This window comes from Synechocystis sp. FACHB-908 (assembly GCF_014698595.1).
Classification (GTDB): Bacteria; Cyanobacteriota; Cyanobacteriia; order Cyanobacteriales; family Microcystaceae; genus Synechocystis.
On sequence record NZ_JACJTH010000014.1, the window covers coordinates 1 to 23,472 of the forward strand.

At 49.7% G+C, this 23,472-nt stretch carries 16 protein-coding genes; 6 read left to right on the plus strand and 10 right to left on the minus strand.

Annotated elements, in window-relative coordinates; genetic code table 11:
• Positions 1 to 132, plus strand: a 132-nt coding sequence (locus H6G46_RS05425) for a transposase (protein WP_190759818.1), incomplete at its 5' end; no start/stop codon positions are given.
• A gap of 33 nt (positions 133 to 165) precedes the next feature.
• On the opposite strand, the gene H6G46_RS05430 is transcribed toward H6G46_RS05425, so the two are convergent.
• From H6G46_RS05430 to H6G46_RS18625, 8 genes are all read right to left on the minus strand, one after another.
• Positions 166 to 1,395, minus strand: a complete 1,230-nt coding sequence (locus H6G46_RS05430) for a histidinol dehydrogenase (protein ID WP_010871592.1) — start codon at positions 1,393 to 1,395, stop codon at positions 166 to 168.
• A 237-nt stretch (positions 1,396 to 1,632) separates the two neighbouring features.
• Positions 1,633 to 2,736, minus strand: a complete 1,104-nt coding sequence (locus H6G46_RS05435) for a calcium/sodium antiporter (RefSeq protein WP_020861429.1) — start codon at positions 2,734 to 2,736, stop codon at positions 1,633 to 1,635.
• 34 nt (positions 2,737 to 2,770) lie between these two features.
• Complete coding sequence (locus H6G46_RS18290) at positions 2,771 to 3,193, minus strand: TerB family tellurite resistance protein (RefSeq protein WP_010871590.1); 423 nt, start codon at positions 3,191 to 3,193, stop codon at positions 2,771 to 2,773.
• Positions 3,194 to 3,355: 162 nt separating this feature from the next.
• On the minus strand, positions 3,356 to 4,696 hold the full coding sequence (gene rsmB / locus H6G46_RS05440; RefSeq protein ID WP_010871589.1) for a 16S rRNA (cytosine(967)-C(5))-methyltransferase RsmB: 1,341 nt from the start codon (positions 4,694 to 4,696) through the stop codon (positions 3,356 to 3,358).
• A 35-nt stretch (positions 4,697 to 4,731) separates the two neighbouring features.
• Positions 4,732 to 5,541: a biopolymer transporter ExbD gene (locus H6G46_RS05445; protein WP_010871588.1), complete on the minus strand. Its 810-nt coding sequence runs from the start codon at positions 5,539 to 5,541 to the stop codon at positions 4,732 to 4,734.
• Positions 5,542 to 5,651: 110 nt separating this feature from the next.
• A complete protein-coding gene (locus H6G46_RS05450) occupies positions 5,652 to 6,335 on the minus strand; it encodes a MotA/TolQ/ExbB proton channel family protein (RefSeq protein ID WP_010871587.1) in 684 nt (227 codons plus the stop codon).
• Between the two features lie 157 nt (positions 6,336 to 6,492).
• Positions 6,493 to 7,026 carry an adenylyl-sulfate kinase gene (gene cysC, locus H6G46_RS05455; RefSeq protein ID WP_010871586.1) on the minus strand — a complete coding sequence of 178 codons (534 nt, stop codon included), beginning with the start codon at positions 7,024 to 7,026 and terminating at the stop codon, positions 6,493 to 6,495.
• Positions 7,027 to 7,194: 168 nt separating this feature from the next.
• Positions 7,195 to 7,320 carry a hypothetical protein gene (locus tag H6G46_RS18625; RefSeq protein WP_255345277.1) on the minus strand — a complete coding sequence of 42 codons (126 nt, stop codon included), beginning with the start codon at positions 7,318 to 7,320 and terminating at the stop codon, positions 7,195 to 7,197.
• Between the two features lie 32 nt (positions 7,321 to 7,352).
• Here H6G46_RS18625 and H6G46_RS05460 point away from each other — a divergent pair, with 32 nt between their 5' ends.
• Both H6G46_RS05460 and H6G46_RS05465 read left to right on the plus strand, forming a co-directional pair.
• On the plus strand, positions 7,353 to 11,582 hold the full coding sequence (locus H6G46_RS05460; RefSeq protein ID WP_010871585.1) for a choice-of-anchor I family protein: 4,230 nt from the start codon (positions 7,353 to 7,355) through the stop codon (positions 11,580 to 11,582).
• Positions 11,583 to 11,712: 130 nt separating this feature from the next.
• Positions 11,713 to 17,352, plus strand: coding sequence for an ExeM/NucH family extracellular endonuclease (locus tag H6G46_RS05465; RefSeq protein WP_010871584.1), 5,640 nt, complete (start codon positions 11,713 to 11,715; stop codon positions 17,350 to 17,352).
• A 117-nt stretch (positions 17,353 to 17,469) separates the two neighbouring features.
• Here H6G46_RS05465 and H6G46_RS05470 read toward each other — a convergent pair whose 3' ends face one another.
• Together H6G46_RS05470 and H6G46_RS05475 are read right to left on the minus strand one after the other, a co-directional pair.
• Complete coding sequence (locus H6G46_RS05470; protein WP_010871583.1) at positions 17,470 to 18,345, minus strand: universal stress protein; 876 nt, start codon at positions 18,343 to 18,345, stop codon at positions 17,470 to 17,472.
• A gap of 119 nt (positions 18,346 to 18,464) precedes the next feature.
• The gene (locus tag H6G46_RS05475) at positions 18,465 to 19,607 is read right to left on the minus strand and encodes a hybrid sensor histidine kinase/response regulator (RefSeq protein WP_010871582.1); all 1,143 of its coding nucleotides are present in this window, start codon (positions 19,605 to 19,607) and stop codon (positions 18,465 to 18,467) included.
• 241 nt (positions 19,608 to 19,848) lie between these two features.
• Between H6G46_RS05475 and H6G46_RS05480 the strand changes: the two genes are divergently transcribed.
• The 3 genes from H6G46_RS05480 to gloB all read left to right on the plus strand — a co-directional run bounded on the left by H6G46_RS05480 (position 19,849) and on the right by gloB (position 23,456).
• Complete coding sequence (locus H6G46_RS05480) at positions 19,849 to 21,177, plus strand: ammonium transporter (RefSeq protein WP_010871581.1); 1,329 nt, start codon at positions 19,849 to 19,851, stop codon at positions 21,175 to 21,177.
• A gap of 119 nt (positions 21,178 to 21,296) precedes the next feature.
• Positions 21,297 to 22,622 carry a dihydroorotase gene (locus H6G46_RS05485; protein ID WP_010871580.1) on the plus strand — a complete coding sequence of 442 codons (1,326 nt, stop codon included), beginning with the start codon at positions 21,297 to 21,299 and terminating at the stop codon, positions 22,620 to 22,622.
• Positions 22,623 to 22,682: 60 nt separating this feature from the next.
• Positions 22,683 to 23,456, plus strand: a complete 774-nt coding sequence (gene gloB / locus H6G46_RS05490) for a hydroxyacylglutathione hydrolase (protein WP_010871579.1) — start codon at positions 22,683 to 22,685, stop codon at positions 23,454 to 23,456.
• Positions 23,457 to 23,472 lie beyond the last annotated feature (16 nt).

Sequence of the window (23,472 nt, forward strand, 5' to 3'; positions counted from 1 at the left end):
CTTTTTTTGCCGAAATATTCTCCTGATTTAAATGATATTGAGCATGACTTTAGTGCCTTGAAACGAGCTAGAATGTACGCTCCTATTGACACGTCTCTTGATGAAATTATCCGTTCTTACTGTGGCGTTTAGCGTCTCAGCCTTATTTGAAACTACTATACTTTTCTAACTTTCCTTGAGTCGACCCAATTGCCCCAAGCGTTCCTCGATCGCCGTCAGGCCTTGCCAATTGACCAAATCCTTTAACCAAGGGGGCGGTGGATTATTGCCGTAGTCGAGTAATTGACTGGAGCGCAGAAAACAATGGAATGCCAATTCACTAGCGGTGGCCATGGCCCCATCCTGGGTTTGCAGACGGTTGGCCCCACTGAGGTAATGACCCAAAATGCTCGGACTGCGGTGGCCGATGTAAATTTCCCTGGCTCGCTGAACTTTCTCCACCATGGTCCAGGGGTCTTCCATGGCTAACAGTAAAATATGGGGGCAAAACTCATTGATCCAACTTCCACAGGCCTCTAGGTCTTCGACGATCGCCACTAGGCCGTAATGGGCCAAAGCCTTTTCCGTATGTACAGAATGTTCCTGCTCCCGACAATAGCGATTGACTGATTGAATCACCTCTTCCCCCAACTCCAGGCGATCGGTCAGTAGCACTGCGCTGGCATTGGGATATTGTTCGGCATGGGCTAACAAATCCAGGGCTAGCCATTGTCCGTTAGCTTCACCGTCCGCTAGCACCATTAAATTTGTCCTAGCCAGGGTTTGGTCAATGGTTACCACACCACTCACCAATTGTTTAGCCGCCATCACCCTTGGGCAGCCTGCCCCTGTAATGGACTCCACCGGGGCAATATTTTTTGCTCCCCAGGTCAGCATGGCGATCGCCGGCACCCCAGCGGCCAGATAAATTTCTTCAATGCCCATTTCCTGGGCCGCCACCAAAATAGTCGAACTAATGGTTTCCGTCACCAAAACCCGTTCCGCCACCCCCACAGTCTTGGCCAACATCCCCTGGCGGAGTAAATTGCCCAGGGCATCGCCCCTTTTTGCTTCTAGATAAAAACCAGCTCTTCTGACCGGATAAAACCTTTGTCCCCGCACTGTGCCATCTTCCGGAAAGCTTACTTGGGTCTTGGGCAGTTGCGGGCGGTAAACCTGCTCCAGGGCAGCGCAAGCCTGGCGAATCACCGACAATTTTTCCTGGCTAATGCGTTGATAAGCCGCATCCAACTCCGCTCCACTAACTCTGGGGGGAGCATCCTGGTCCATGGCAGCCCAATGCTCCATCGCCGCCACCACCTGGGCCATGACCGGCCAGGGGGAAGGAACGGGACGATGATGTAAACGTCGCAACTCCTGAACAATGTCACCGGACTGGGTGATGAGACGTAACATGGCAACCAATTTGCTCCCAAACAGTCAACCCCAGGCAGAGTGCCCAGTTCTGTTTTAGCTTAACGTTTTTACCCCTGAAGTTCCCTGTGTTGCCCATTCCCCCTGGTCTATCTGAAAGGTCAAAACAGAACCCTTACTAGGGTCAAAGGTTTAATCGTTGGATTGTCAATCGTTTAAACGGGTGGGAGCATATCAGTCAAGGCAAATTATCCGGTGCCCAATGGGCTTTGGTGGAAATTAGATTCCGGTATCGTTTTTTTTCCCCCTCACTAAATCGGGGATAAGGGATAGTCCTAGGGCGATCGCCGTTGCGGGAATAACCACAAAAAGAATCACATTATTAAATATATGTAAATTCTGATTGTGGGTAGCATCAAGCACCAAATAGGCAGTGTAGGCAATGTAATAGAACAGGAATAAAAAGCCCTCCCAGCGGTCAATTAATCTGCCGGTAATAAAGACAGGCAAACAAACTAGGGCAACGGCAAACATCACAGGAATATCAAAGTTAAAAGCAGAGTTAGAAACCTGGATACCGTTGGGGGAAAAAATGGCGGCAAAACCCAATACGGCCAAAATATTAAAAATATTACTGCCCACCACATTACCCACCGCAATATCCCGCTCCCCCCGGTAACTAGCCACTACAGAAGTGGCCAATTCTGGCAAAGAAGTCCCCGCCGCAATTAGGGTTAAACCAATTACTAATTCACTGATGCCTAGGCTTTTGGCAATGGCCACGGAGCTTTTCACTAATAAGCTAGACCCCAACACAAGCAGGGCAACGCCCCCTACAACATAAGCAATTTGAATGAATATCTGTTTGCCGGTTTTAGGCACAGGTTCCCCAAATTCTTTGAGGTATTCTTCGGTGACATCGGGGTTATTTTCTTTTTTACTTTGCCGGATCAGAAAAGTTGTGTAGAGAATGGCTCCACTGGCTAAAATTACGCCATCAACTCGACTAATTTGCCCATCCCAACCAAACATTAGCAACAGTCCAGAGACCCCAATCAAAATGGGAATATCTAAGCGAATTAACTGTTGGGCCACAATAAGGGGTGTAATGATGGAACAGACCCCCAGTATCAACAACACATTGAAAATATTACTGCCCACCACATTGCCAATGGAAATATCGGCCTGGCCGGCGATCGCCGCTTGGAGACTAACCACCATTTCCGGCATACTCGTACCGTAGGCCACAATGGTTAAACCAATAATTAAGGGAGAAAGCCCCGCCATCAAGGCAATGCGGGAAGCCCCTTTGACTAAAATTTCTGCCCCCGCCACTAAAATGCCTAACCCCAGAATTAAAAACGGAATGGTCAACCAAGTCATCATGTTTGCTCTCAATAAGCCCAAGTGAAAAAACCTAACCTGCCTTTTGTACGGCCCGAAGGTAAAGCCGCTGGACCTTACCGAGAAATTTATCAAGGGACGATTTGGGGTGGCCATGGCCAGGATCTGATTCCTGCAGGGAGGCAAGCAACTGGGCTTCTTGGGTTTGAATATCGCCGTCACTATAGAGCAGACCACTTAATGCTTCTAGCAATTCGGAATATTCCTGCTCACTGGGATAATCTCCTAAATACTCATTTACCCAGGCATAACATTGGGGTGCTTCTACGGATTTTAGTTCTGACAAAAGGGTCTGTAATTCCAGATCATTTTCTAGTTCATATCCTGCCGCTAAGCGGCGTAGATATTGCCTTTCTTCGACTTCGATTACCCCATCTAGCCAGGCGGCCCCAATCAGAATTTTGAGTAGTTGTTTAGTTTTAGCAGTTTTTGTCATGGCGCATTACCCCCCAGGGATGGAATGGTACAGTTAACTCAGCTAAAGTTCCCGACCAAGAAATAAGTCCCATATATTACTTTTGAGGCGTTGATCCCCTGGCCAGAATTTTGATTCACTGTTTCTATTGTGGGGGGGAAGAGTCGATCGCCGTTAGGATTGTTAAGCTTTCTTCAAATTTGCAATGAAAAAACCATCTTGGTGGTGGTGATGGGGCAAGATAGTCAGCATCCCTGATGTTACCGAGTTAGTTTGACCTTGGGGACTAGTCCACTCAAAAGGCTCCGATCGCCAATCTTCATGATCTTGCAAAAACCGTTCAATCTGAGCTTCATTTTCCGCCGGATTCAAGGTGCAGGTGGAGTAAACCAGGGTGCCACCGGATTTCACTAGAGGGGCGATCGCCTTTAATAGAGCCTGCTGGAGGGGCAGAAGGGTGGCAATGGTAGCGGGAGTTTGTCGCCACCGCAGGTCCGGATTGCGATGGAGAGTTCCTAGGCCAGAACAGGGCACATCCAGCAAAGCTCGATCCACCAATTCCACAGGAGGTTTGACTCCCGGTTGAGTTAAATCTCCTTCCCAAATTTTAATGCTGGTTAGTCCCAATCTTTGTTGGGTAACGGCCAATTTTTGTAACCGCCAACCATGGCGATCGCCAGCATAAATTTGTCCTTGATCTCCCATCAACTCGGCTATGTGGGTGGTTTTGCCGCCGGGGGCCGCACAAACATCAAAAATAGTTTCCTCCGGTTGGGGATTAAGGATTTGGGCCACCCATTGGGCACTGGCATCCTGCACTGTCCACCAACCCTCCGCAAACCCTGGCAGTTGGGTGATGGCCCCGGTTTTTCCGCCCAATCTTAAACCCTGGGGCAAACCTGCCATTGCCGTGGTGGTTAGATTAAGTTCCGCTAGGCTTTGGGCCACTTCTACTCTGCTAGTTTTTAACGGGTTAATGCGTAGATCTAGGGAAGGATTTTGATTGAAATAGGCACAGAGAGATTCCGTTTCTGCCTTGCCCCAGGTTTGCTCGAATAACTCCATTAACCAATCGGGAAAACTATATTGCTCCCCCAAACTGATTTTTTCCTGGTCTAAAATGTTCTTTCCCTGTTCCTCCGCCCGTTGGTAGCGACGCAACATACCGTTGACAACTTTACTTAATCCCTTTAAGCCATTGGCCTTGGCCAAATCCACACCGGTATTGACCGCCGCTGAAGCCGGTACCTGGTCTAGGTAACGCAGTTGATATAGTCCCAGTTGCACAATCCGTCTTAAATCCGGAGGTTGCTTACCAATGGGGCGATCGCCAAGTTGTTCAATTAAACAGTCTAGGGTTCTTTGTCTGCGTACCACTCCGTACACCAATTCCGTACAAAAACGGCGATCGGGGGGAGACAATGGATGTTTTTGCAAAGCCCGGTCAATGGCCACATCAGTGTAACTATCCCGGCGATTGATGTCTCGCAGAATCAAAAAGGCCAATTGTCGAGCCGAAATCATAGGCAATGCAGTTTCAGCCAATTACTATCAATCAATTACTGTTGGGGGGCACTGGGCACGGTGTTACCCATCCCAGGTAAATTGGGCGATTGGGAGTTGGGGTCAGGGCTCATGGCGCCTCCACCGGGAAAACCAGGATTCATACCAGGATTGGGAGACACATTGCCATTGGCATCGGGCATACCTGGTAAGGGAGTGTTACTAAAATTAGGGACGCCCGCACCGGAACCCCCAGGATTCGAGTTATTAAAATTGGACATTCCCGGATTGGCACCATTGGGGAATGCGTTGCCCGGAGTCATGCCCGGTAATCCCAAATTAGGATTATTAAAGCTATTGGGGTTCATGCCCGAGGGAGTTTGGCCATCGCCGGGTAAAGTCGCTAAAGCCACCCGATCGCCGCCCACGGTTCGCAGAGTATCCAGTAATTGCACCACATCGTTATAACTGGCATTGCGGGAAGCATGGAGCACAATCAAACCGCTGGGATTGTATTGGTGATAATTTTGCAGGGCACTAACCATCTGCTCCTGGCTTACCGGCTGTTTTTCCACATAAAGTTGCCCCAGATCGTCCAGGCTCACCATAAACATTTCCCGCATTTGGGGAGCCCCAGTGCTAGCTCGGGGTAAATCTAAACTAATGGCTTGTTGTCGGGATAGCCCCACCGCCCCCAGGATAAAAAAGGTCAGAATACAGAAAACAACGTCAATCAGGGGAATAATCTCAATGCGCACTTCCCCCTGGTCATGTTGGTTATCCTGCCAGAGGGACAGGGGACGGGTGGGATGGTAAATGGACTGGAATTTACGGTGGGACTTGGGGGCTTTAGGGGAAGATGCCATGGTGATGGGAAGGAGAAAAAACCGGACTCAATCCTGGGGAAGATGCCTAAAAATAGGCTCAATCAACCTCCCCAATCCTAACAAGCCTGGAAAAGTTGATTCCAGCAAAACTATTGGGGCAAACTTTCCGCTTCCGGGCTGGGGGTTAGGCCGTCATCGTAGGCCATTTCCTCTTCAAACCAGCGTTGGCGATAGAGCACCTCTAGTTCACTGCCTACTTTACGGAAGACTCGCATTTGGTTGAACCATAGCCCCTGAAACACACGGTAAAAGGCCAAACTAACAATGGCTATGATCAAACCGGCCGCTGTGGAAATCAGTGCTTCCCCAATACCAAGGGTGACTCCAGCGGTGGAAGCTGTACCCAAATCGCTAATTTGGATGGAACTAAGGGATTGGATCAAACCCAACACGGTACCCAACAGTCCCAATAGGGGGGACAGGGCAATAATGGCTTCCAGAATTTTGTCTCCCCGCCGCATGAGAGCCAATTGATCGTCCGCCGCCGACTCCAACGCCAGGTGAAAAACCTCTGGGTCTGGGTGGGGCAAACGCAATGGAGCCAACAGATATTTAGCAATGGGAAAACGACGACTGTCCTGGGCGACTCGAATGGCCGTATCCCAATCCCGGGCCGCCGTGTCTAAAATACGGGAAGCCGTTTGGGAGCTTTTGAGAATGACTTGGCCCCAAAACCACAACCTCTCGATGATGGTGCTGACGGACAAAATCGATAGGAGAAGCAGGGGCCACATGGCCACGCCGCCCTTTTGCATCAACTCAATGGGATTCACTGCTATTCATTGCCTCCATTGCAATATGTGCGACTAGAAAAGTATTCAACTTTACGGGGAAATAAGGGACTAATCCCTTGGCGATCGGGCTTAACCACAGACAATCCTAACGCAAGCATTCTCCCACCTAGAGAGATTGACCGGTGTTAAGTTCGCCTTAGCCCTCGATATATTTTAGATCTACTAGCTTCTGCCAGATTTTGCCCACGCTTTCATCCAGTTCCTCTAGGTCGGTGCGGCATTCCACATCGGGATTGGTGGGGGGCTCATAGGGGTCATCAATGCCAGTGAAACCTTTAATTTCTCCACTGCGGGCTTTGGCATATAAACCCTTCACATCCCGCTCCTCGCAAACAGCCAAGGGCGCATTGACAAACACTTCGAGAAAATCCCCAATGGTGTGTTTCACTTCCTGACGGATGGCTGCGTAGGGAGAAATGGCGGAAACCAAGACGATCACACCGTTGCGGGTGAGCAAATGGGACACAAAACCAATACGGCGAATATTGGTGTCCCGGTCTTCCTTGCTAAAACCGAGTCCTTTGGTCAAGTTGGTACGCACTACATCACCGTCTAGCACTTCCAGACGGTAACCGCTGTCCCGTAATTTCTTTTCCAATGCGTGGGTAATAGTGGTTTTCCCCGCTCCACTCAGTCCCGTTAACCAAATTGTTACGCCACGTTGTTGCATAGATAATCTAGGAATTTTTCAAAAATTGTCGATCCCGCCGAGGATTTTTCGCAGAATTTGCACAGTAAAGTGCCGCCCTTGAGCTTAGCTTTTTCGTTCCCCGTTGACAATGGCGGTTTTACTTCAACTTTCCCTAGAGTTAGCAAATTTGCTTAACCTTTTCATAGTCTAACCATAAGTTTTTCTTAATTTCTCTATGAAAAACTGGAGCGGGGCCAAGTGATCGTCCTTCACCGATGGGGAATTTTGCTGTCCGTTGGCGATCGCCAGCACCGATTGAAGGTTTTGCCCCACTTTTTCCTGATTGAGAAATTTCTAAAGCAATTATGACCATTAACAGCGGCGTTAGTTTGATTAGCAAAATTGGCGGCTTTGCCAGTAGCAACGGGGCAGAAATTCCCGCCTTCGACCCCGGTACTAAGCGCCTATTTGTGGTCGCCGGTGACGTGATTGAAATTCTAGATTTAGCCGACCCCACTAACCCCGTCAAGATTGAAGATTTAGCCCTAAATTTCGATGGCATTCCCCCTGGTTTCAGTCCTGTGCCCAACAGTGTGGCAGTGGGTAAGGCCGGCACTCCCAGTGCGGGAATTGTGGCTGTATCTCTGGCAATTCGAGATGATTTGAATAACCAAGAAGCTGGTCAAGTGCAGTTTTTTGATGCAACCACAGGGGCTTTTTTGGGCAAAGTCTCAGTGGGCTTTCTGCCGGACATGGTTACCTTCAGCCCTGATGGAACCAAAATTTTGACTGCCAACGAAGGGGAACCTAACGAAAGCTACACAGTTGACCCCGTTGGTTCAGTAAGTATTGTTGATATTACCGGGGGATTTACTAATTTAGTTGCCCAGAATGCCACTTTTGACGGTTTTAATGCTCAAAAAGCCGAATTACAATCCGCCGGCGTCAGATTTTTGGGGCAAATTTTTGATGCTGACGGTAACGTTGTCCGAGAAAGTACCGTAGCGGAGGATTTAGAGCCCGAATATATTGCCTTCAGCGGTGATGGAACCAAAGCCTGGGTAACTTTACAGGAGAATAACTCTGTCGCTCTAATTGATATTGCCACCACCACCGTGGAAGCGATTTTGCCCCTCGGTTTTAAAGACCATAGCTTGCCCGGTAATGGATTGGATGCCAGTGATCGTGATGGTGGGATCAATATTCAAAACTGGCCCATATTCGGGATGTACATGCCCGATAGCATTGCTTCTTTCGCCGTTGGTGACCAGACCTATTACATCACTGCCAACGAAGGGGATGCCCGCAATCGTCCCTCTGATGATGACCTTTTACCCCCTCCCTTTGATGGCGAAGGAGATATTTTTATTGAAGAGGCCCGGATTAAAGATTTAGTTCTAGATCCCATCGCCTTTCCCAATGCCGCTGAGTTGCAGGCCGATCCCGCCATTGGCCGTCTGACGGTAACCACCAAGTTAGGGGACACCGATGGGGACGGGGATTTTGATGAACTTTATGTCTATGGTTCTCGTTCCTTTTCCATTTGGAACAGCAGCGGCAATTTGGTTTACGACAGTGGCGAAGATTTTGAGCGCATTATTGCCGAAGCCATCCCCGACTTTTTCAATGCCAGTAACGACAATAATGACCTAGACAATCGTAGTGATAATAAAGGCCCCGAACCGGAAGGGGTAACAGTGGGCACCATTGATGGCCGTACCTACGCCTTTGTGGGGCTAGAGCGCATTGGCGGTGTGATGGTTTATGACGTGACCACCCCCCAATCCCCTGAGTTTGTTCAATATATTAACCCCCGGGACTTTACTGTTGATCCTGAGTCCAATCTGACCGATTCCGGCCCAGAAGGATTGATTTTCATTAATGCCGCCGATAGTCCCAATGGCAAACCATTGCTGGTGGTGACTAATGAGGTTAGCAACACGACTGCTGTTTTTGAAGTTAACGTACCTACTCCCCAGCCCTTCCGGTTGCAGTTATTCCATGCTGCTGACCAAGAAGCCGGAGTTCCCGCATTGGATGATATTCCCCGTTTTTCCGCTGTACTCAATGCTCTTGTCCAGCAAGACATTGATAATGACGGTACTGCGGGCTTTGCCAACACCTTGATTCTCTCCTCCGGCGATGCCTACATTCCTGGTTTGTTCCTATCCGCTTCGGAAGATGTGTTTGGCGGTGTGGGTCGGGCCGATATTTTGATTCAAAACGAATTAGGATTCCAGGCGATCGCCTTTGGTAACCATGAATTCGATTTGGGGACGGCATTAATCCAGGATTTGATCGGTGGTAATGGTGAAGATAACTTCCCCGGTACTAACTTCCCTTACCTGAGCAGTAACCTTGATTTCACCACCGATGGCAATCTTTCTGGTTTAGTGGTGCCTGACCATCAAGCCCCTCAGCCCAACAGCATCGCCGCCACTACGGTAATTGATGTCAATGGCGAAAAAATTGGCATTGTCGGGGCCACTACCCCCACCATTACTACTATTTCTAGCCCCGGTGGCGTAACGGTTAATCCTCAACCCTTTAACGGTGTTCCAACCCCTGAACAGCTAGATGCTTTGGCGGCGGAAATTCAAGCGGACGTTGATGGGTTACTCGCTGCTAATCCCGGTCTGAATAAAGTGGTGCTTCTGGCCCACATGCAACAAATTGCCATTGAGCAGGAATTAGCTGTTCGGTTGAAGCATGTTGACATCATTGTAGCCGGTGGTTCCAACACCCGTCTGTTGGATGAAAACGATCGCCTCCGGGCTGGGGACAGTGCCCAAGGTATTTACCCTATTATCAAAACCGATGCCGACGGTAACCCTGTAGCAGTGGTCAACACCGATGGTAACTACAAATATCTTGGTCGCTTAGTCATTGACTTCAATGAAAACGGGATCATTATTCCTGAGAGCTATGATCCCAATATCAGTGGAGCCTACGCCACCGACGACCAAGGGGTAGCGGATCTCAATGCCGCTGGATTGATCGACCCAGAAATTCAAGCCATTGTCGACCAACTGCGGGAAGTCATTGTTGCCAAGGAAAGTAATGTCTTTGGCGTTAGTAATGTCTATCTTGAAGGTTCACGCCCGGCCATTCGCCAACAGGAAACCAACTTAGGCAACCTCACCGCCGATGCCAACCTGGCGATCGCCAAAACCATCGATTCCTCTGTGGTTATCTCCCTGAAAAATGGGGGCGGTATTCGGGATGATATCGGTCGGATTCTAGTCCCCACCGGCGGTACCGGAGAACCAGAGCGACTTCCCAACGAAGCTGTTACCGATGCAGAGGGCAATATTGTTAAACCCGCAGGCGGTATTTCTGAAACCGACATTGCCAATGCCCTTAGCTTTAACAATGGCTTGAGCTTGATCACCGTTACTGCGGCTGAATTATTAGCCCTGGTGGAACACGGGGTAGCGGCCAGTGATGGCACCAACCAACAGGGTCGTTTTCCCCAAGTCAGTGGCTTTGCCTTCAGTTTTGACCTCAACCGTGCCCCTGGCGATCGTGTTCTTTCCCTGGCGATCGAAGATGAGGCCGGCAATGACCTGGATGTTGTTGTGCGTAATGGTGAATTGGTCGGAGATCCTAGCCGCACCTTCCGCATGGTCACCCTGGGATTTTTGGCCAATGGTGGTGATGGCTATCCTTTCCCCAGTGGTGAATCTGTTGATTTGGTGGATTTGGTTCTGCCAGCGGATGCTCCCCGCACCGGCCTGGCCACCTTTGCCCCCGATGGTTCCGAGCAAGATGTCCTAGCGGAGTATTTAGCAGCCAACTTCAATAGCCTGGAGACTGCATTTAATCAGGCAGACACTTCCCCGGAATTTGATGTCCGAATCCAAAATCTAGCCTTCCGTGTGGATACTGTTATTGATTCCACTGGGCCCGTTGACCCAATCGCCAATGAGATTGGAGTAGTGGCCGAAAACGGCTTCTTCTTTGTCCTACTTCCTGGGGGCGATGAAGTACAGCTTAAATTTAACAATCAACCCTTTGCCAGTGGCACCTTTGGCAATTGGCAAATTTTGGAAGCAGAAACGGTCAACGGCATCAATCAAGTGCTTTGGCAAAATCCCAACCTTGGTCAGATTGGTGTTTGGAATGCCGACTCCAACTGGAACTGGATTTCTTCGCAAACTTGGCCTACCAATTCCTTCAATACTCTGGAAGCAGAGGTTACCTTCCAGATTGACATCAACAACGATGACCTCCTTGGCGATCGCCTGACGACCGTGGAAAACCAGGGCAACGTCAGTCTGCTGGAAGGCATCTTGGGTAATTACTACGTCCAATCTGGGGATGATTTAACCACACCAATCAAATACCTAGGGGAGGCTTTTGACAACAACCTCGGTAACTGGCAAGCCCTAGCGGCGGAAACTGTACAAGGGGTTAATCAAGTGCTGTGGCAAAATCTCGACACCAACCAAATCGGTGTTTGGAACTCTAGTGCTGATTGGAACTGGATTTCCTCCAATGTATTTGAAGCTGGTTCTCCCCAGGCGATCGCCCAAGCTGAAATTTTTGGTATCCCAACTACCGTCCTAACCACGGCTGACTCCGTTTTAGTCTAATCATCAAAACGATTAGAGCCATACTCCCTGGCAAGCATTTTTAGCTTAATAACCAGGGAGTTTTCCGTTTTGCCCACATTAACTGACATTTTCACTTAGAACTTGACTACTATTGGAGGAGATTTTTGACGTGTCTAACTTAATTATTACCGGTATTATTGACGGACCACTGCCCGGTGGACTCCCGAAGGCGATCGAGTTATACGTCCTAGCTGACATTGCCGATCTCAGTATGTATGGCATTGAAGCCGCCACCAATGGCAATGCGAGCACCGGCCCAGAATTTACCCTCTCCGGCTCTGCAACGGCAGGGGATTACATTTACGTTGCCAGTGAGACATCAGGATTTAATAGCTTTTTTGGGTTTAATCCCAACTTTACCGATGGTGTAGCGAATATAAATGGGGACGATACAATAATTCTTTTTGAAAATGGTTCAATTGTTGATGTATTTGGCGAAATTGGTATAGACGGTACTGGCAGGCCCTGGGAACACCTTGACGGTTGGGCCTATCGCAACAATGGCGCCCTTCCGAGCAGCACTTTCAATGCGTCTGAGTGGACTTTTAGTGGAGTAGATGCCCTGGATGATGACGCGGCAAATGTGAATGCAACTGCTACACCATCTTGGCCGATCGCCAGTTTTAGTGCTGGTGGAACTAATGGACTAGACTTGTCTACCTATGTCCGCATTGGTCGCTATGACCTCCCTGTTCCCACCCGGACAGTGGCCCCCCCTGCTGGCAGTGAGCTAGCCCTGGAGGTTTCCGCCATTACCTACAATCCCGATACCAACACCCTTTTTGTGTTGGGGGATGAAGGAACGGCGATCGTTGAGATTGATAAGCGAGGTCAACTGATAAGCTCCATGACCTTGACGGCGGGGGACTTTGCTGACCCCGAAGGATTAACCTACGTGGGCAATGGTCAGTTTGTGCTGGTGGAAGAGCGGCTACGCCAAGCCAATCTATTTACCTATGCGGCGGGAGGAACCCTAAGCCGGGCCGATGTCCAGGCGGTCACCTTGGGCACCACGGTGGGCAACATTGGTTTAGAAGGAGTTTCCAAAGATCCCGTAACCGGTGGTTTTATTTTCGTCAAGGAAGTTAATCCCCAAGGCATTTTCCAAACCACCATTGATTTCGGTGCCGGTACAGCCAGCAATGGTTCTCCTACCACACAGGACTCCAGCAATTTATTTGATCCGGCTCTCCTCGGGATGACCGATATTGCCGATGTCTTTGCCCTGGCTAATTCCAGCTTTGTCAGTGGGGCGATCGCCAACAATTTGCTGGTGCTGGGTCAGGAAGATGGCAGGTTGGTGGAAGTTGATCGCTCCGGTAATATCCTGAGTGAATTGGTGATTAATGCCGATGCCGATAACCCCCTATCGGTCACAAACCAAGGTTTTGAGGGAGTAACCCTAGACAATGATGGCCTGCTCTACATCACCAGTGAAAGCGGCGGCGGCGATGGGAATCATCCCCAAGTGTGGGTTTATGCCCCTGCGGACTATGTCTTCAACAATGCGGCTCCGGTGACGGTCAGTGTGGCCAATGGAGTAAATAATTTATTGGAAAATGCTAATACCACCTCGGCGATTAAACTCGGCAATATTATTATTGGTGATGATTCCCTGGGAACCAATACGTTGAGTTTATCGGGAGCCGATGCTAGCAACTTTGAAATTGTCGGGAATGGGTTGTTCCTTAAGGCTGGTACTGTTCTAGATTTTTCCACCCAATCCAGTTATGAAGTGACGATCGCCGTGGATGATGCGACCCTGGGCAATACTCCCGATGCCATCACCACCTTCACCCTTGATATTACTAATACTGCCGGAATTTCCGACCTAATTATCTCTGAGGTTGCACCCTGGTCCAGTGGTAATAGCTCTGTGGGGGCAGACTGGTTTGAAGTCACCAATACTGGTGCCAATGCAATTGACATCACAGGCTGGAAGGTTGATGACGATTCCGCCAGCTTTGCCAATGCTTCCGCCCTTGCTGGTGTAACCAACATTGCCCCGGGTCAATCGGTGGTCTTTGTGGATGGTGATGCCAACACGATCACCGCCTTTATTGATCTTTGGTTTGGTGGGACAGCCCCCGCTGGCTTGGCGATCGGTACCTACGGTGGGCCCGGTTTGGGCACTGGTGGAGATGCGATTAATTTATTTGATGCCACGGGTTCACTAATCACAGGGGTAACCTTTGGCTCATCTCCATCCACCTCTCCCTTTAGCACATTCGATAATGCCCTCGGCAACCCCAGCGTCGCTAACCTAAGTACCGTGGGTAGCAATGGAGCCTTCAGTGTGATTGATGCCGGTGAAGGCGTTATTTTAAACGGTTCCCCGGGGGCGATCGCCGGCTCTGTCAGCTCAAATACAACGGTGGGAATTGCAGCCACAGGAGCTACAGGTTCCGAAAATGGCCCCACTCCGGGGGAGTTCACCATTCTCCGCACAGGTGATACCTCAACCGCCTTGGATGTGACCTATAGCATTAGCGGCGATGCGGCTAACGGTACGGACTACGCTGCCATTGATCCCACAACAGTAACGATTCCGGCGGGTCAGTCCCAAGTCAAGATCTCGATTAATCCCATTGATGACGTGATTATCGAATCCACAGAGTCCATCGTAATCACCCTAACGGACACAGCCAATTATGATGTGGCTACCAGTGCCTCCAGCGCTACGGTAAACATCGAGGACAATGACACTCCCATTACCGTCTCCAGGCTCCAAATTACTGAGTTTATGTACTCTGGCGCTGACGGCGAATTTATCGAGTTTACCAACATTGATACGTCGTCTGTGGATATGACAGGTTGGAGTTTTTCCGACAGTGGGCGAGTTGCAGGTTCAGTTGACCTGAGTGCTTTTGGGGTAGTGCAACCGGGTGAGTCGGTGATTTTAACGGAGGCAGACGCCGAGACATTCCGAACAGCTTGGAACTTGCCGGCAACAGCTAAAATTATTGGAGGACTTAGCCAAAATTTAGGTCGTAGTGATGAAATTAACCTGTACGATGCTACCGGTAACTTAGTAGATCGTCTCACCTACGGAGATCAAGATTTTTCTGGCACCATCCGTACTCAAAATTCCAGTGGCTGGATATCGGCTGACCAATTAGCAGATCAGGAAATTGATGCCGATTGGGTGCTGTCTTCAGTAGATGATGCCCAAAACTCCTACGCCTCAACGGGGGGTGATATCGGTAACCCCAGTATCTACATCACAGGTGTCGATCCCACTATAGTTAAAATCCATGAGATTCAAGGCACTGGTACTGCGAGTCCCTTAGTCAACAATGTTGTGACGATTGAGGCGATCGTGGTGGGAGACTTCCAAGACGGAGATGGGGATATCAGTCGCAATCTGCGGGGCTTCTACGTTCAGGAAGAAGATGCAGATGTTGATGGGAATGTTGCTACTTCAGAAGGGATTTTCATCTTTGAGAACGGCAACTTCATTACCGATGTTAACGTTGGCGACAAGGTTCAAATTACAGGAACCGTTGATGAATTCTTTGGTGAAACTCAGATTGATACGATCACCAACATCACGGTAATTAGTTCCGGCAACACCTTACCGACCGCTGCGAATATTACCCTGCCCACTGCCGGTACCACCGAGAGTCAGGGGGGAACGCCCCAGCCCGATCTGGAAGCTTTTGAAGGGATGTTGGTGAAATTCACTGATACCCTGACGATTACGGAAATGTTTAATCTCGATCGCTTTAATGAAATCAAACTCAGCCAAGGCGGTCGTCCCCAACAATTCACCCAGTTTAATGATGCTAATGTGGCAGGCTATGGGGCATACCGAGAGGAAATCGGTGCTCGCACCATTACCTACGATGATGGCCTGAGTGTGCAGAACGCAGAAATTAGCAATCTGGATGGTTTTGGTTCCAGCTTCAGCACCGCTAGTGATATTCGCATGGGCGACACAATCAATAACCTCACTGGCGTTCTCAGCTACCAGTGGGCAGGTAACGCTTCCAGTGGAGCTACTTGGCGGGTGCGCTCTGCTGTAGATGGGACAAATCAGTTTACTAAGGTGAACGATCGCCCTGTCACACCAGAAAATGTTGGCGGTTCCCTGAAGGTAACGGGCTTCAATGTCCTCAACTACTTCAAGACCATCGACCTGTCCGGTGTAAGCACGGCCATTGGTCAAGATCCCCGTGGGGCAGACACCACTGCGGAATTTGATCGCCAAACGGACAAACTGGTTACCGCCTTACTGGCGATCGATGCCGATGTGTTAGGCCTAGCGGAACTAGAAAATGATTTTCTCCCCGGCTCCAGTGGCAATGCTATTGAAAACTTGGTTAATGAGCTTAATGCGGTGGCCGGCGCAGGAACTTACAATTGGGTCAATCCCGGTACTCAGTTTCTTGGCACCGATGCGATCGCCGTTGGTCTGATTTACAAAGTTAGTGCGGTCAGTCTGGTCGGGGATGCTGCCATTTTAAATACCCAGGCTTTCCTTGACCCCAATAACACTGGCGAAAACCGCAACCGTCCAACGGTGGCCCAAACCTTCCGGGATTTAGTTACGGGTGAAACCTTCACCGCAGTGGTCAATCACTTTAAATCCAAAGGTGCTTCCGGTTTAACTGCTGGCGATGCCGGTAATCCCGATTCTGATCAAAATGATGGTCAGGGCTTCTGGAACGATACCCGCACCAAAGCTGCCCAGGAGTTAGTGACATGGCTCAATACCAATCCCACCGGGGTAAATGATTCGGATTATCTGCTTTTAGGTGACTATAATGCCTACGCCCAGGAAGATCCCATTAAAGCTCTGGAAAGCGCTGGTTATGTCAATCTCGGGGCCCAGTTCAGTGGCGGGACCAATACGTCCTATGTCTTTGATGGTCAAACCGGTACCCTGGACTATGCCTTTGCCAGTGCTAGCTTGGCAGCACAGGTAACTGGCGCAACAGAATGGGGGATCAACGCCGATGAAGCAGATGCCCTGGACTACAACCTCGACTTTGGGCGGGATGTCAATATTTTTGATGGTACGGTTCCCTATCGCTCCTCAGACCATGACCCCATAATTGTCGGCCTTAACCTTGCTTCCCCCGTTGAGCCGATCGCCAACGAAATTGGCGTAATGGCCGAAAATGGCTTCTTCTTTGTCCTACTTCCTGGGGGTGATGAAGTACAGCTTAAATTTAACAATCAACCCTTTGCCAGTGGCACCTTTGGCAATTGGCAAATTTTGGAAGCAGAAACGGTCAATGGCATCAATCAAGTGCTTTGGCAAAATCCCAACCTTGGTCAGATTGGTGTTTGGAATGCCGACTCCAACTGGAACTGGATTTCTTCGCAAACTTGGCCTACCAATTCCTTCAATACTCTGGAAGCAGAAGTTACCTTCCAGATTGACATCAACAACGATGACCTCCTTGGCGATCGCCTGACGACCGTGGAAAACCAAGGTTCTACAACTCTCCTGGAAGGCATCTTGGGTAATTACTACGTCCAATCTGGGGATGATTTAACCACACCAATCAAATACCTTGGGGAAGCCTTTGACAACAACCTCGGTAACTGGCAAGCCCTAGCGGCGGAAACTGTACAAGGGGTTAACCAAGTGCTGTGGCAAAACCTCAACACTAATCAAATTGGTGTTTGGAACTCTAGTGCTGACTGGAACTGGATTTCCTCCAGTGTGTTTGAAGCTGGTTCTCCCCAGGCGATCGCCCAGGCTGGCATTTTTGGTGTTGATCTGAATGCTGTAATTTAAGCTCCTAGTTTTCCCACAAGTAATATCCCCACTCCTAATTTTGCAGAGGTGGGGATTTTTTCGTATATGTGATGTCGGGAAATCCAGCAGGCTAGACTCTGTTCGTTCTAACTGTGGTTAACCTTTGGGAGAGAAAAACAGGAGGGGAAACCAACTGCGGTTCAAAATACTATCCGTCAAACTAGGTACTGTCCAATCTAATAGCGTAGCTCGGCGGCTGGCCACGGCGATCGCCGTAATGTCATTGACAAAGGCAGTGTCGAGAATTTCCTGCACAGGGCTACCATGGCGCACTTCGGTAATAATATTCGGCACCAGGGGGCTAAATTGTTGTTTGATTTCCGCTAGCTTGGCTTCCGCCTCCTGACGGCGGATTTCTAACAGTTCTGGACGGCGCATACCATCTTCCAAAATGGAGAGGAAGTAACAGGACTCAACCTTACCGGGGGGAGCCTTTTCCAAGGCACTTTTTAATCTTTCTATTAAATAATTACCCGCAGAACTAGCATCGTAGGGCACTAGTAAATTGCGCCAGAGATGTTGGCACCGCAAAGCCATTTCTTCAACGGTGTAAGTGCTGACCAATTGGGGGCGTAAAATCATCACCGGCACTTTGGTAGATTTCGCCAAGGAAAGGGTATGGCTGCCGAACAGTTTTGACTCTAAGTTACTCCGCACCGGCATGCCATTAATAATCAGATCAATGGCTTCCTGCTCCACCAACTGGTTTACCAAGTCCACATACCGCACGGAGGATACTTCTACTTTGACCTCTATCCCTGGAGGCACCTGACCCACCAAGGACTCCAGATAGGTTTTGGCTTCCTTCAGTTTGCTTTCGTCCACATCGGCTATGTGTTCATCCTCCCAAACGGAGACGGTGTGGAGAAAAATTAGTTTAGTGATGCCAGAGAGGGAAAGTTCTTCTACAAAGCCCGCTAGTCGTTGTAGTCCATCAGAAAAGTCGGTACAAATGAGGCAATGCTTAAACATAATAAAATCTGCCCTCCGCTGGCATGGTTGTTGCTAGTACTTTTGTCAAATTGTGAATCAATCTAATCTAAACCCATTGGCCCTTGGTCAAGATTGACCTTGGTGATCCTGTGGCCCATTTATTTCCCGATATCCACCGCTGCTCCTCTCCATTGGTCATGGGGCATCCAACCGAATGGCACCGGAGGATGCTGGGGCAATGTCAGGGAAAACATCGCTCCCCTGGGCTGATTATCTTGGACTGTGATGGCACCGCCATGGGCTTCGCTCATCATCTTACAGAATGCCAGACCCAAGCCAATTTGGGCAATGTTGGGCATGATGGTGCCCACTTCATAGGGCTCAAAAATTTTGAGCTTAAGTTCGTCCTTAATACCTGGCCCTTGGTCAATGAAGCAGATGGTGACTTTATCCTTATCTTCCGTTATGATCGCCACCTCCACCTTTGCGCCCGTGGGGGAAAACTTAATCGCATTGCTGAGCAAGTTACTAATAATACGCTGAAAAATGGGGGGATCTATTTTTGCAACTAAGGGCTTATTTTCCCATGTCCGTACCAGGGTTAATTGTTTTTGGCTGGCGATCGCCTCGTAATCATCCAGCACAGTCCCCATTAATGCCAACAGGTCGACTTCTTGATAGTCCAGACGAATCTTGCCATGTTCCTGTTTAGACACCACCAACATATCATCCACTAAATGCTGGATTTGTTGCCCGGCCTGGAGCAGGCGATCAAGTCTTTCCGGGGGCAAGGGAGCATCAGAATGACTCCTCTGCAAAACCTGTATCCCCAAAATCAGATTAGTGAGGGGATTGCGTAAATCGTGGACAATCATGTGCACCATTGATTCCCGTTGTTGCAGCAAATTGCCCAAAGCATCATACTGGTGCTTCAGTCGCAACATGGCCTGGATACGGGCCTGTAACTCCAATCCGTTCAAGGGCTTGGAGATAAAATCATCTGCCCCCGCCGCCAAACAATTAGCCAAGCTAAGTTTACTATCCAGGGCCGTCACCATAATAATTGGCAGGGCATGCCACCGAGCCGAAGCACGAATCATCCGACAAACTTCAACGCCACTTAGCCCCGGCATCATGACATCAAGCAACAGGAGGTCCGGCTGAAAGGTATCTAGATTGTCAATAGCTCGTTGGCCACTATCGGCGTAGTTGAGTTCATAACCCTGGTCCGCTAAGAGGGCATCGATAACGTCGAAATTATCGGGATCGTCATCTGCCACCAGAAGGGAAGCTGTTCCCATAGAGCGTTACTGCCGATGCTAATGCTTTGCAGAAGAGGATTCATTCCCCTCTTTTTCAGTGTACCGTGCACTTCCTCGTTCCACTAGATTGGAGCCCAAATATCATCAGAGTACTGCTTTTCCCGGGCCGGCAAATTGTGGACAAACAGTAACAAAAGTTGGCAGTGAACAATTCATTCCCTCCTAAGATGCCATCTTGAGAAAAATTTCACTTTTCCAGGGAGTTGATTTAGTATAGGCGATGAAACCGAAAAATTTTCCCCTTGCTCGTTATGTCCTGGGCGCCATGCTGGCATTTTTATTTGTCGGGGTGGCCCAAGCCCAAACGGAAACCACTTCCATTGCAGAAGTTACCTATGCAATCAATAATCTATTCTTACTAGCTGCAGCAGTTTTAGTACTGTTCATGCAGGCTGGCTTTGCCATGTTGGAAGCCGGGCTGTCTTCCCACAAAAACACAGTTAATGTGCTGTTTAAAAACACTTTTGATGTTTGTGTGGGAGTGTTACTTTATTTCCTTTTTGGCTACAGCCTCATGTACGGCGAAAACCCGGTGTTGGGCGGCTTTTTTGGCTGGGGTGGCTTTGGCATCACCAATAATCTGGATAATGTCGAAGGGCTTAGTCCCCAGGTGGATTGGTTGTTCCAGGCAGCCTTTGCAGCTACGGCGGCCACCATTGTGTCCGGGGCGGTGATGGGGAGGATGTATTTCAAAGCCTATCTAATTTACTCCGCCGTGATTACCGGGTTGGTCTATCCCATCAGTGGCCATTGGAAGTGGGGAGGGGGTTGGCTTGATAAATTGGGTTTCCACGACTTTGCTGGTTCTCTTCTGGTGCATTCCGTGGGAGGCTTTGCAGCCCTGGCGGCGGTGGTGGTAATGGGACCTCGTATTGGTCGTTTTGAGGGCAACAAAATTAATAGTCTGGGTTATCAGGGGATTACATCCAGTTCCCTGGGGGTGTTTATTCTCTGGGTGGGCTGGTATGGCTTTAATCCCGGTAGTCAATTAGCCTTTGTGGGGGCTTTAAATACCAATACAACTATGTTAATTGCGGTGAACACCACTCTGTCCGCAGCAGCGGGGGGATTGGCGGCCTTGGCCTTTGACTGGATTACTGAGAATAAGCGCAAACCTAATTTGCTGGTAACCCTGAATGGTATTTTGGGCGGCTTGGTGGGCATTACCGCCGGTTGTGACACCGTTAGTAATTGGTCGGCGATCGCCATTGGTGTAGTGGCAGGCATTTTGTCGGTGCTGGGCACTAAGCTGTTGGACCGTCTACGCATTGACGATGGGGTGGGCGCTTGGCCTGTCCACGGTTTATGCGGCATTTGGGGCGGTATCGCCGTGGGTATTTTTAGCACCAACGTTGAACATAAACTTAGCGCTCAAATCGTCGGCTCCTTGGTGATTCCCTTTTGGGCCTTCATCACCATGTTTTTCCTCTTCTACGTCATGGATCTTTGGGGCATATTACGGGTAAAACCGTCCCAGGAAAAAGTGGGGCTCGATATTGTTGAACATGGTCAAACCGAGAAAGGGGTGGAGATTGCGTTTGAAGACTAGGCGCTGATTGGCTCAACCCAAAAGTACAGTTAACCCCCAGAATCCGGAAAGGTTGCCCAACTTTGCTAGGATTTTAGGGGGATTTTTGTGCCGTCGTTCCCCCGAGGTTAAAAGGTTAAATGGAAACGCAATGTCGACCCCAGGTTCGTTGCTTAGATCCCATACAGGGCAAGGAAACACGGGTGACGGTAATAGTACGGGGTAGGGCCATTGTGGCCGTTGAAGATGATTCTTACCCGATACCGGCGGATGCGGCGGTTATACCCGGAGAAAATTTGCTTTTGGCCCCTAGCTTGGCAGATCTGTACAGCTACAGTGGTGAGCCTGGGTACGAAGACAGGGAAACCCTCAGTCAATTGGTGAAAACGGCGATCGCCGGTGGGTTTGGGGACGTGGCTATTTTACCCAACACCGATCCTCCCCTGGATCAACCCCAAACTTTGCAATGGTTAAAGCAACGGTTAAACCAGATAGAAGGGGTCAATGCTCACCATCAGCCCCCTGGAGACCCTCAAGCGGAAAATCGGCCAGATTCGGCCCCAGTCCAATGCCATTGGTGGGGGAGTGTCACCCAAGGGAACCAGGGCAAGCAGTTAACGGAATGGGGAGAGCTAGACCAAGCAGGGGTAATTGGCTTCAGCGATGGGGGCGCAATTCAAGATTGGCGGTTACTACAGCGGGCTTTGGAATATGGAGCCATAGCCGGCAAACCTTTAGCTTTGGTGCCCCTTAATCTTTCCCTGCGGGGAAATGGGGTAATGCGGGAAGGGCCCTTGGCGATTCAGTTGGGCCTGCCACCGGATCCGGTGATGTCCGAAGCGGCGGTGATCGCCAGTTTGCTGGAATTGTTGCCCCATTATGGGACTCCCGTGCATTTCATGCGAATTTCCACCGCCCGGGGCGTAGAATTAATTGTCCAAGCTAAAAGTCAGGGTTTAAATTGCACCGCCAGCGTCAATTGGCACCATCTCCTGCTCAGTAATGAGGCGATCGCCCATGGTTTACCGCCCCACACTCCCCACTACGATCCCAATTTGCGTTTTGACCCTCCCCTGGGTAACGAAGGCGATCGGCTAGCGCTAATCGAAGGGGTTAAATCCGGCGTCATTGATGCCATTGCGGTGGACCACCAAGCCTTCACTTACGAAGAAAAGACCCAAACCTTTGCGGAAACTCCCCCCGGGGCGATCGGTTATGAATTGGTTTTGCCCTGTTTATGGCAAGGGTTAGTGGAAAAAAATCTGATAACTCCAATGGCATTGTGGCGAGCTTTGAGCACCAATCCCCGGCGATGCTTAGGTTTACCAGAAGTTAGTAATTCCCGTATTTTGTTTGATCCCGATCAGGCTTGGACCCTAAAAAGGGGCACTTTGCAAACTTCCGCCTACAACAGTCCTTGGTGGAATCACAGCTTAAAAGGTCGAGTGGTGGCGTGGGAAAGTTAATTTGGTCAGCTTTTTAAAATACTTGCAGGCAAACACTGAGATTAATCAGACAAAAAAATTATGGATATTCACCGCTTACCAGCCCTGGCCGATAACTATATTTTCCTCCTCCATGATCGCCAGAGGAATCAGGCCGCAGTGGTGGATCCGGCGGAAGCTAAACCTGTATTGGATTGTCTAGAAACCTTAGGAGCCGATTTAGTTACCATTTATAACACCCATCACCATGGGGACCATGTGGGAGCGAATCGAGAGCTGTTAGCAAAATATCCCAATCTGGAAGTTTACGGGGGAGTCGAAGATCAGGGACGTATTCCCGGCCAAACGGTGTTTCTGCGAGACGGCGATCGCCTCAGTTTTGCTGATAGGGAAGCCACAGTTTATTTTGTACCAGGCCACACTAGGGGCCACATTGCCTACTATTTTGCTCCAGGGTCAGGAGAAACCATCGGGGATTTATTTTGCGGTGACACCATTTTTGCTGGGGGCTGTGGCCGATTGTTTGAAGGCACTCCCGCCCAGATGGTGCAATCCATCGGCAAATTACGCCAACTACCAGATCAAACCCGTCTGTGGTGCGCCCACGAATACACCCTAGGTAACCTCAAATTTGCCCTCACCGTTGACCCCAGCAACAAGGATCTTCAGGAACGGTTCCAGACAGTGCAAGGCGATCGCCAACGGGGCCAGGCCACCATTCCATCTTGGTTGGGCACAGAAAAACGCACCAATCCCTTTCTGCGGTGGGACAATCCAGCTATTCAAGCTAGGGTAGGAATGACGGAGCCAGCTCGGGTATTTGGCAAGCTCCGGGGCATGAAGGACAACTTCTAGCTTTTTGCCGGGAAAT

Coding starts and splice junctions, on each gene's coding strand:
- H6G46_RS05430 (WP_010871592.1), bottom strand. CDS start 1,395: ATGTTACGTCTCATCACCCAGTCCGGTGACATTGTTCAGGAGTTGCGA.
- H6G46_RS05435 (WP_020861429.1), bottom strand. CDS start 2,736: ATGACTTGGTTGACCATTCCGTTTTTAATTCTGGGGTTAGGCATTTTA.
- H6G46_RS18290 (WP_010871590.1), bottom strand. CDS start 3,193: ATGACAAAAACTGCTAAAACTAAACAACTACTCAAAATTCTGATTGGG.
- rsmB (WP_010871589.1), bottom strand. CDS start 4,696: ATGATTTCGGCTCGACAATTGGCCTTTTTGATTCTGCGAGACATCAAT.
- H6G46_RS05445 (WP_010871588.1), bottom strand. CDS start 5,541: ATGGCATCTTCCCCTAAAGCCCCCAAGTCCCACCGTAAATTCCAGTCC.
- cysC (WP_010871586.1), bottom strand. CDS start 7,026: ATGCAACAACGTGGCGTAACAATTTGGTTAACGGGACTGAGTGGAGCG.
- H6G46_RS05460 (WP_010871585.1), top strand. CDS start 7,353: ATGACCATTAACAGCGGCGTTAGTTTGATTAGCAAAATTGGCGGCTTT.
- H6G46_RS05470 (WP_010871583.1), bottom strand. CDS start 18,345: ATGTTTAAGCATTGCCTCATTTGTACCGACTTTTCTGATGGACTACAA.
- H6G46_RS05475 (WP_010871582.1), bottom strand. CDS start 19,607: ATGGGAACAGCTTCCCTTCTGGTGGCAGATGACGATCCCGATAATTTC.
- H6G46_RS05480 (WP_010871581.1), top strand. CDS start 19,849: ATGAAACCGAAAAATTTTCCCCTTGCTCGTTATGTCCTGGGCGCCATG.
- H6G46_RS05485 (WP_010871580.1), top strand. CDS start 21,297: ATGGAAACGCAATGTCGACCCCAGGTTCGTTGCTTAGATCCCATACAG.
- gloB (WP_010871579.1), top strand. CDS start 22,683: ATGGATATTCACCGCTTACCAGCCCTGGCCGATAACTATATTTTCCTC.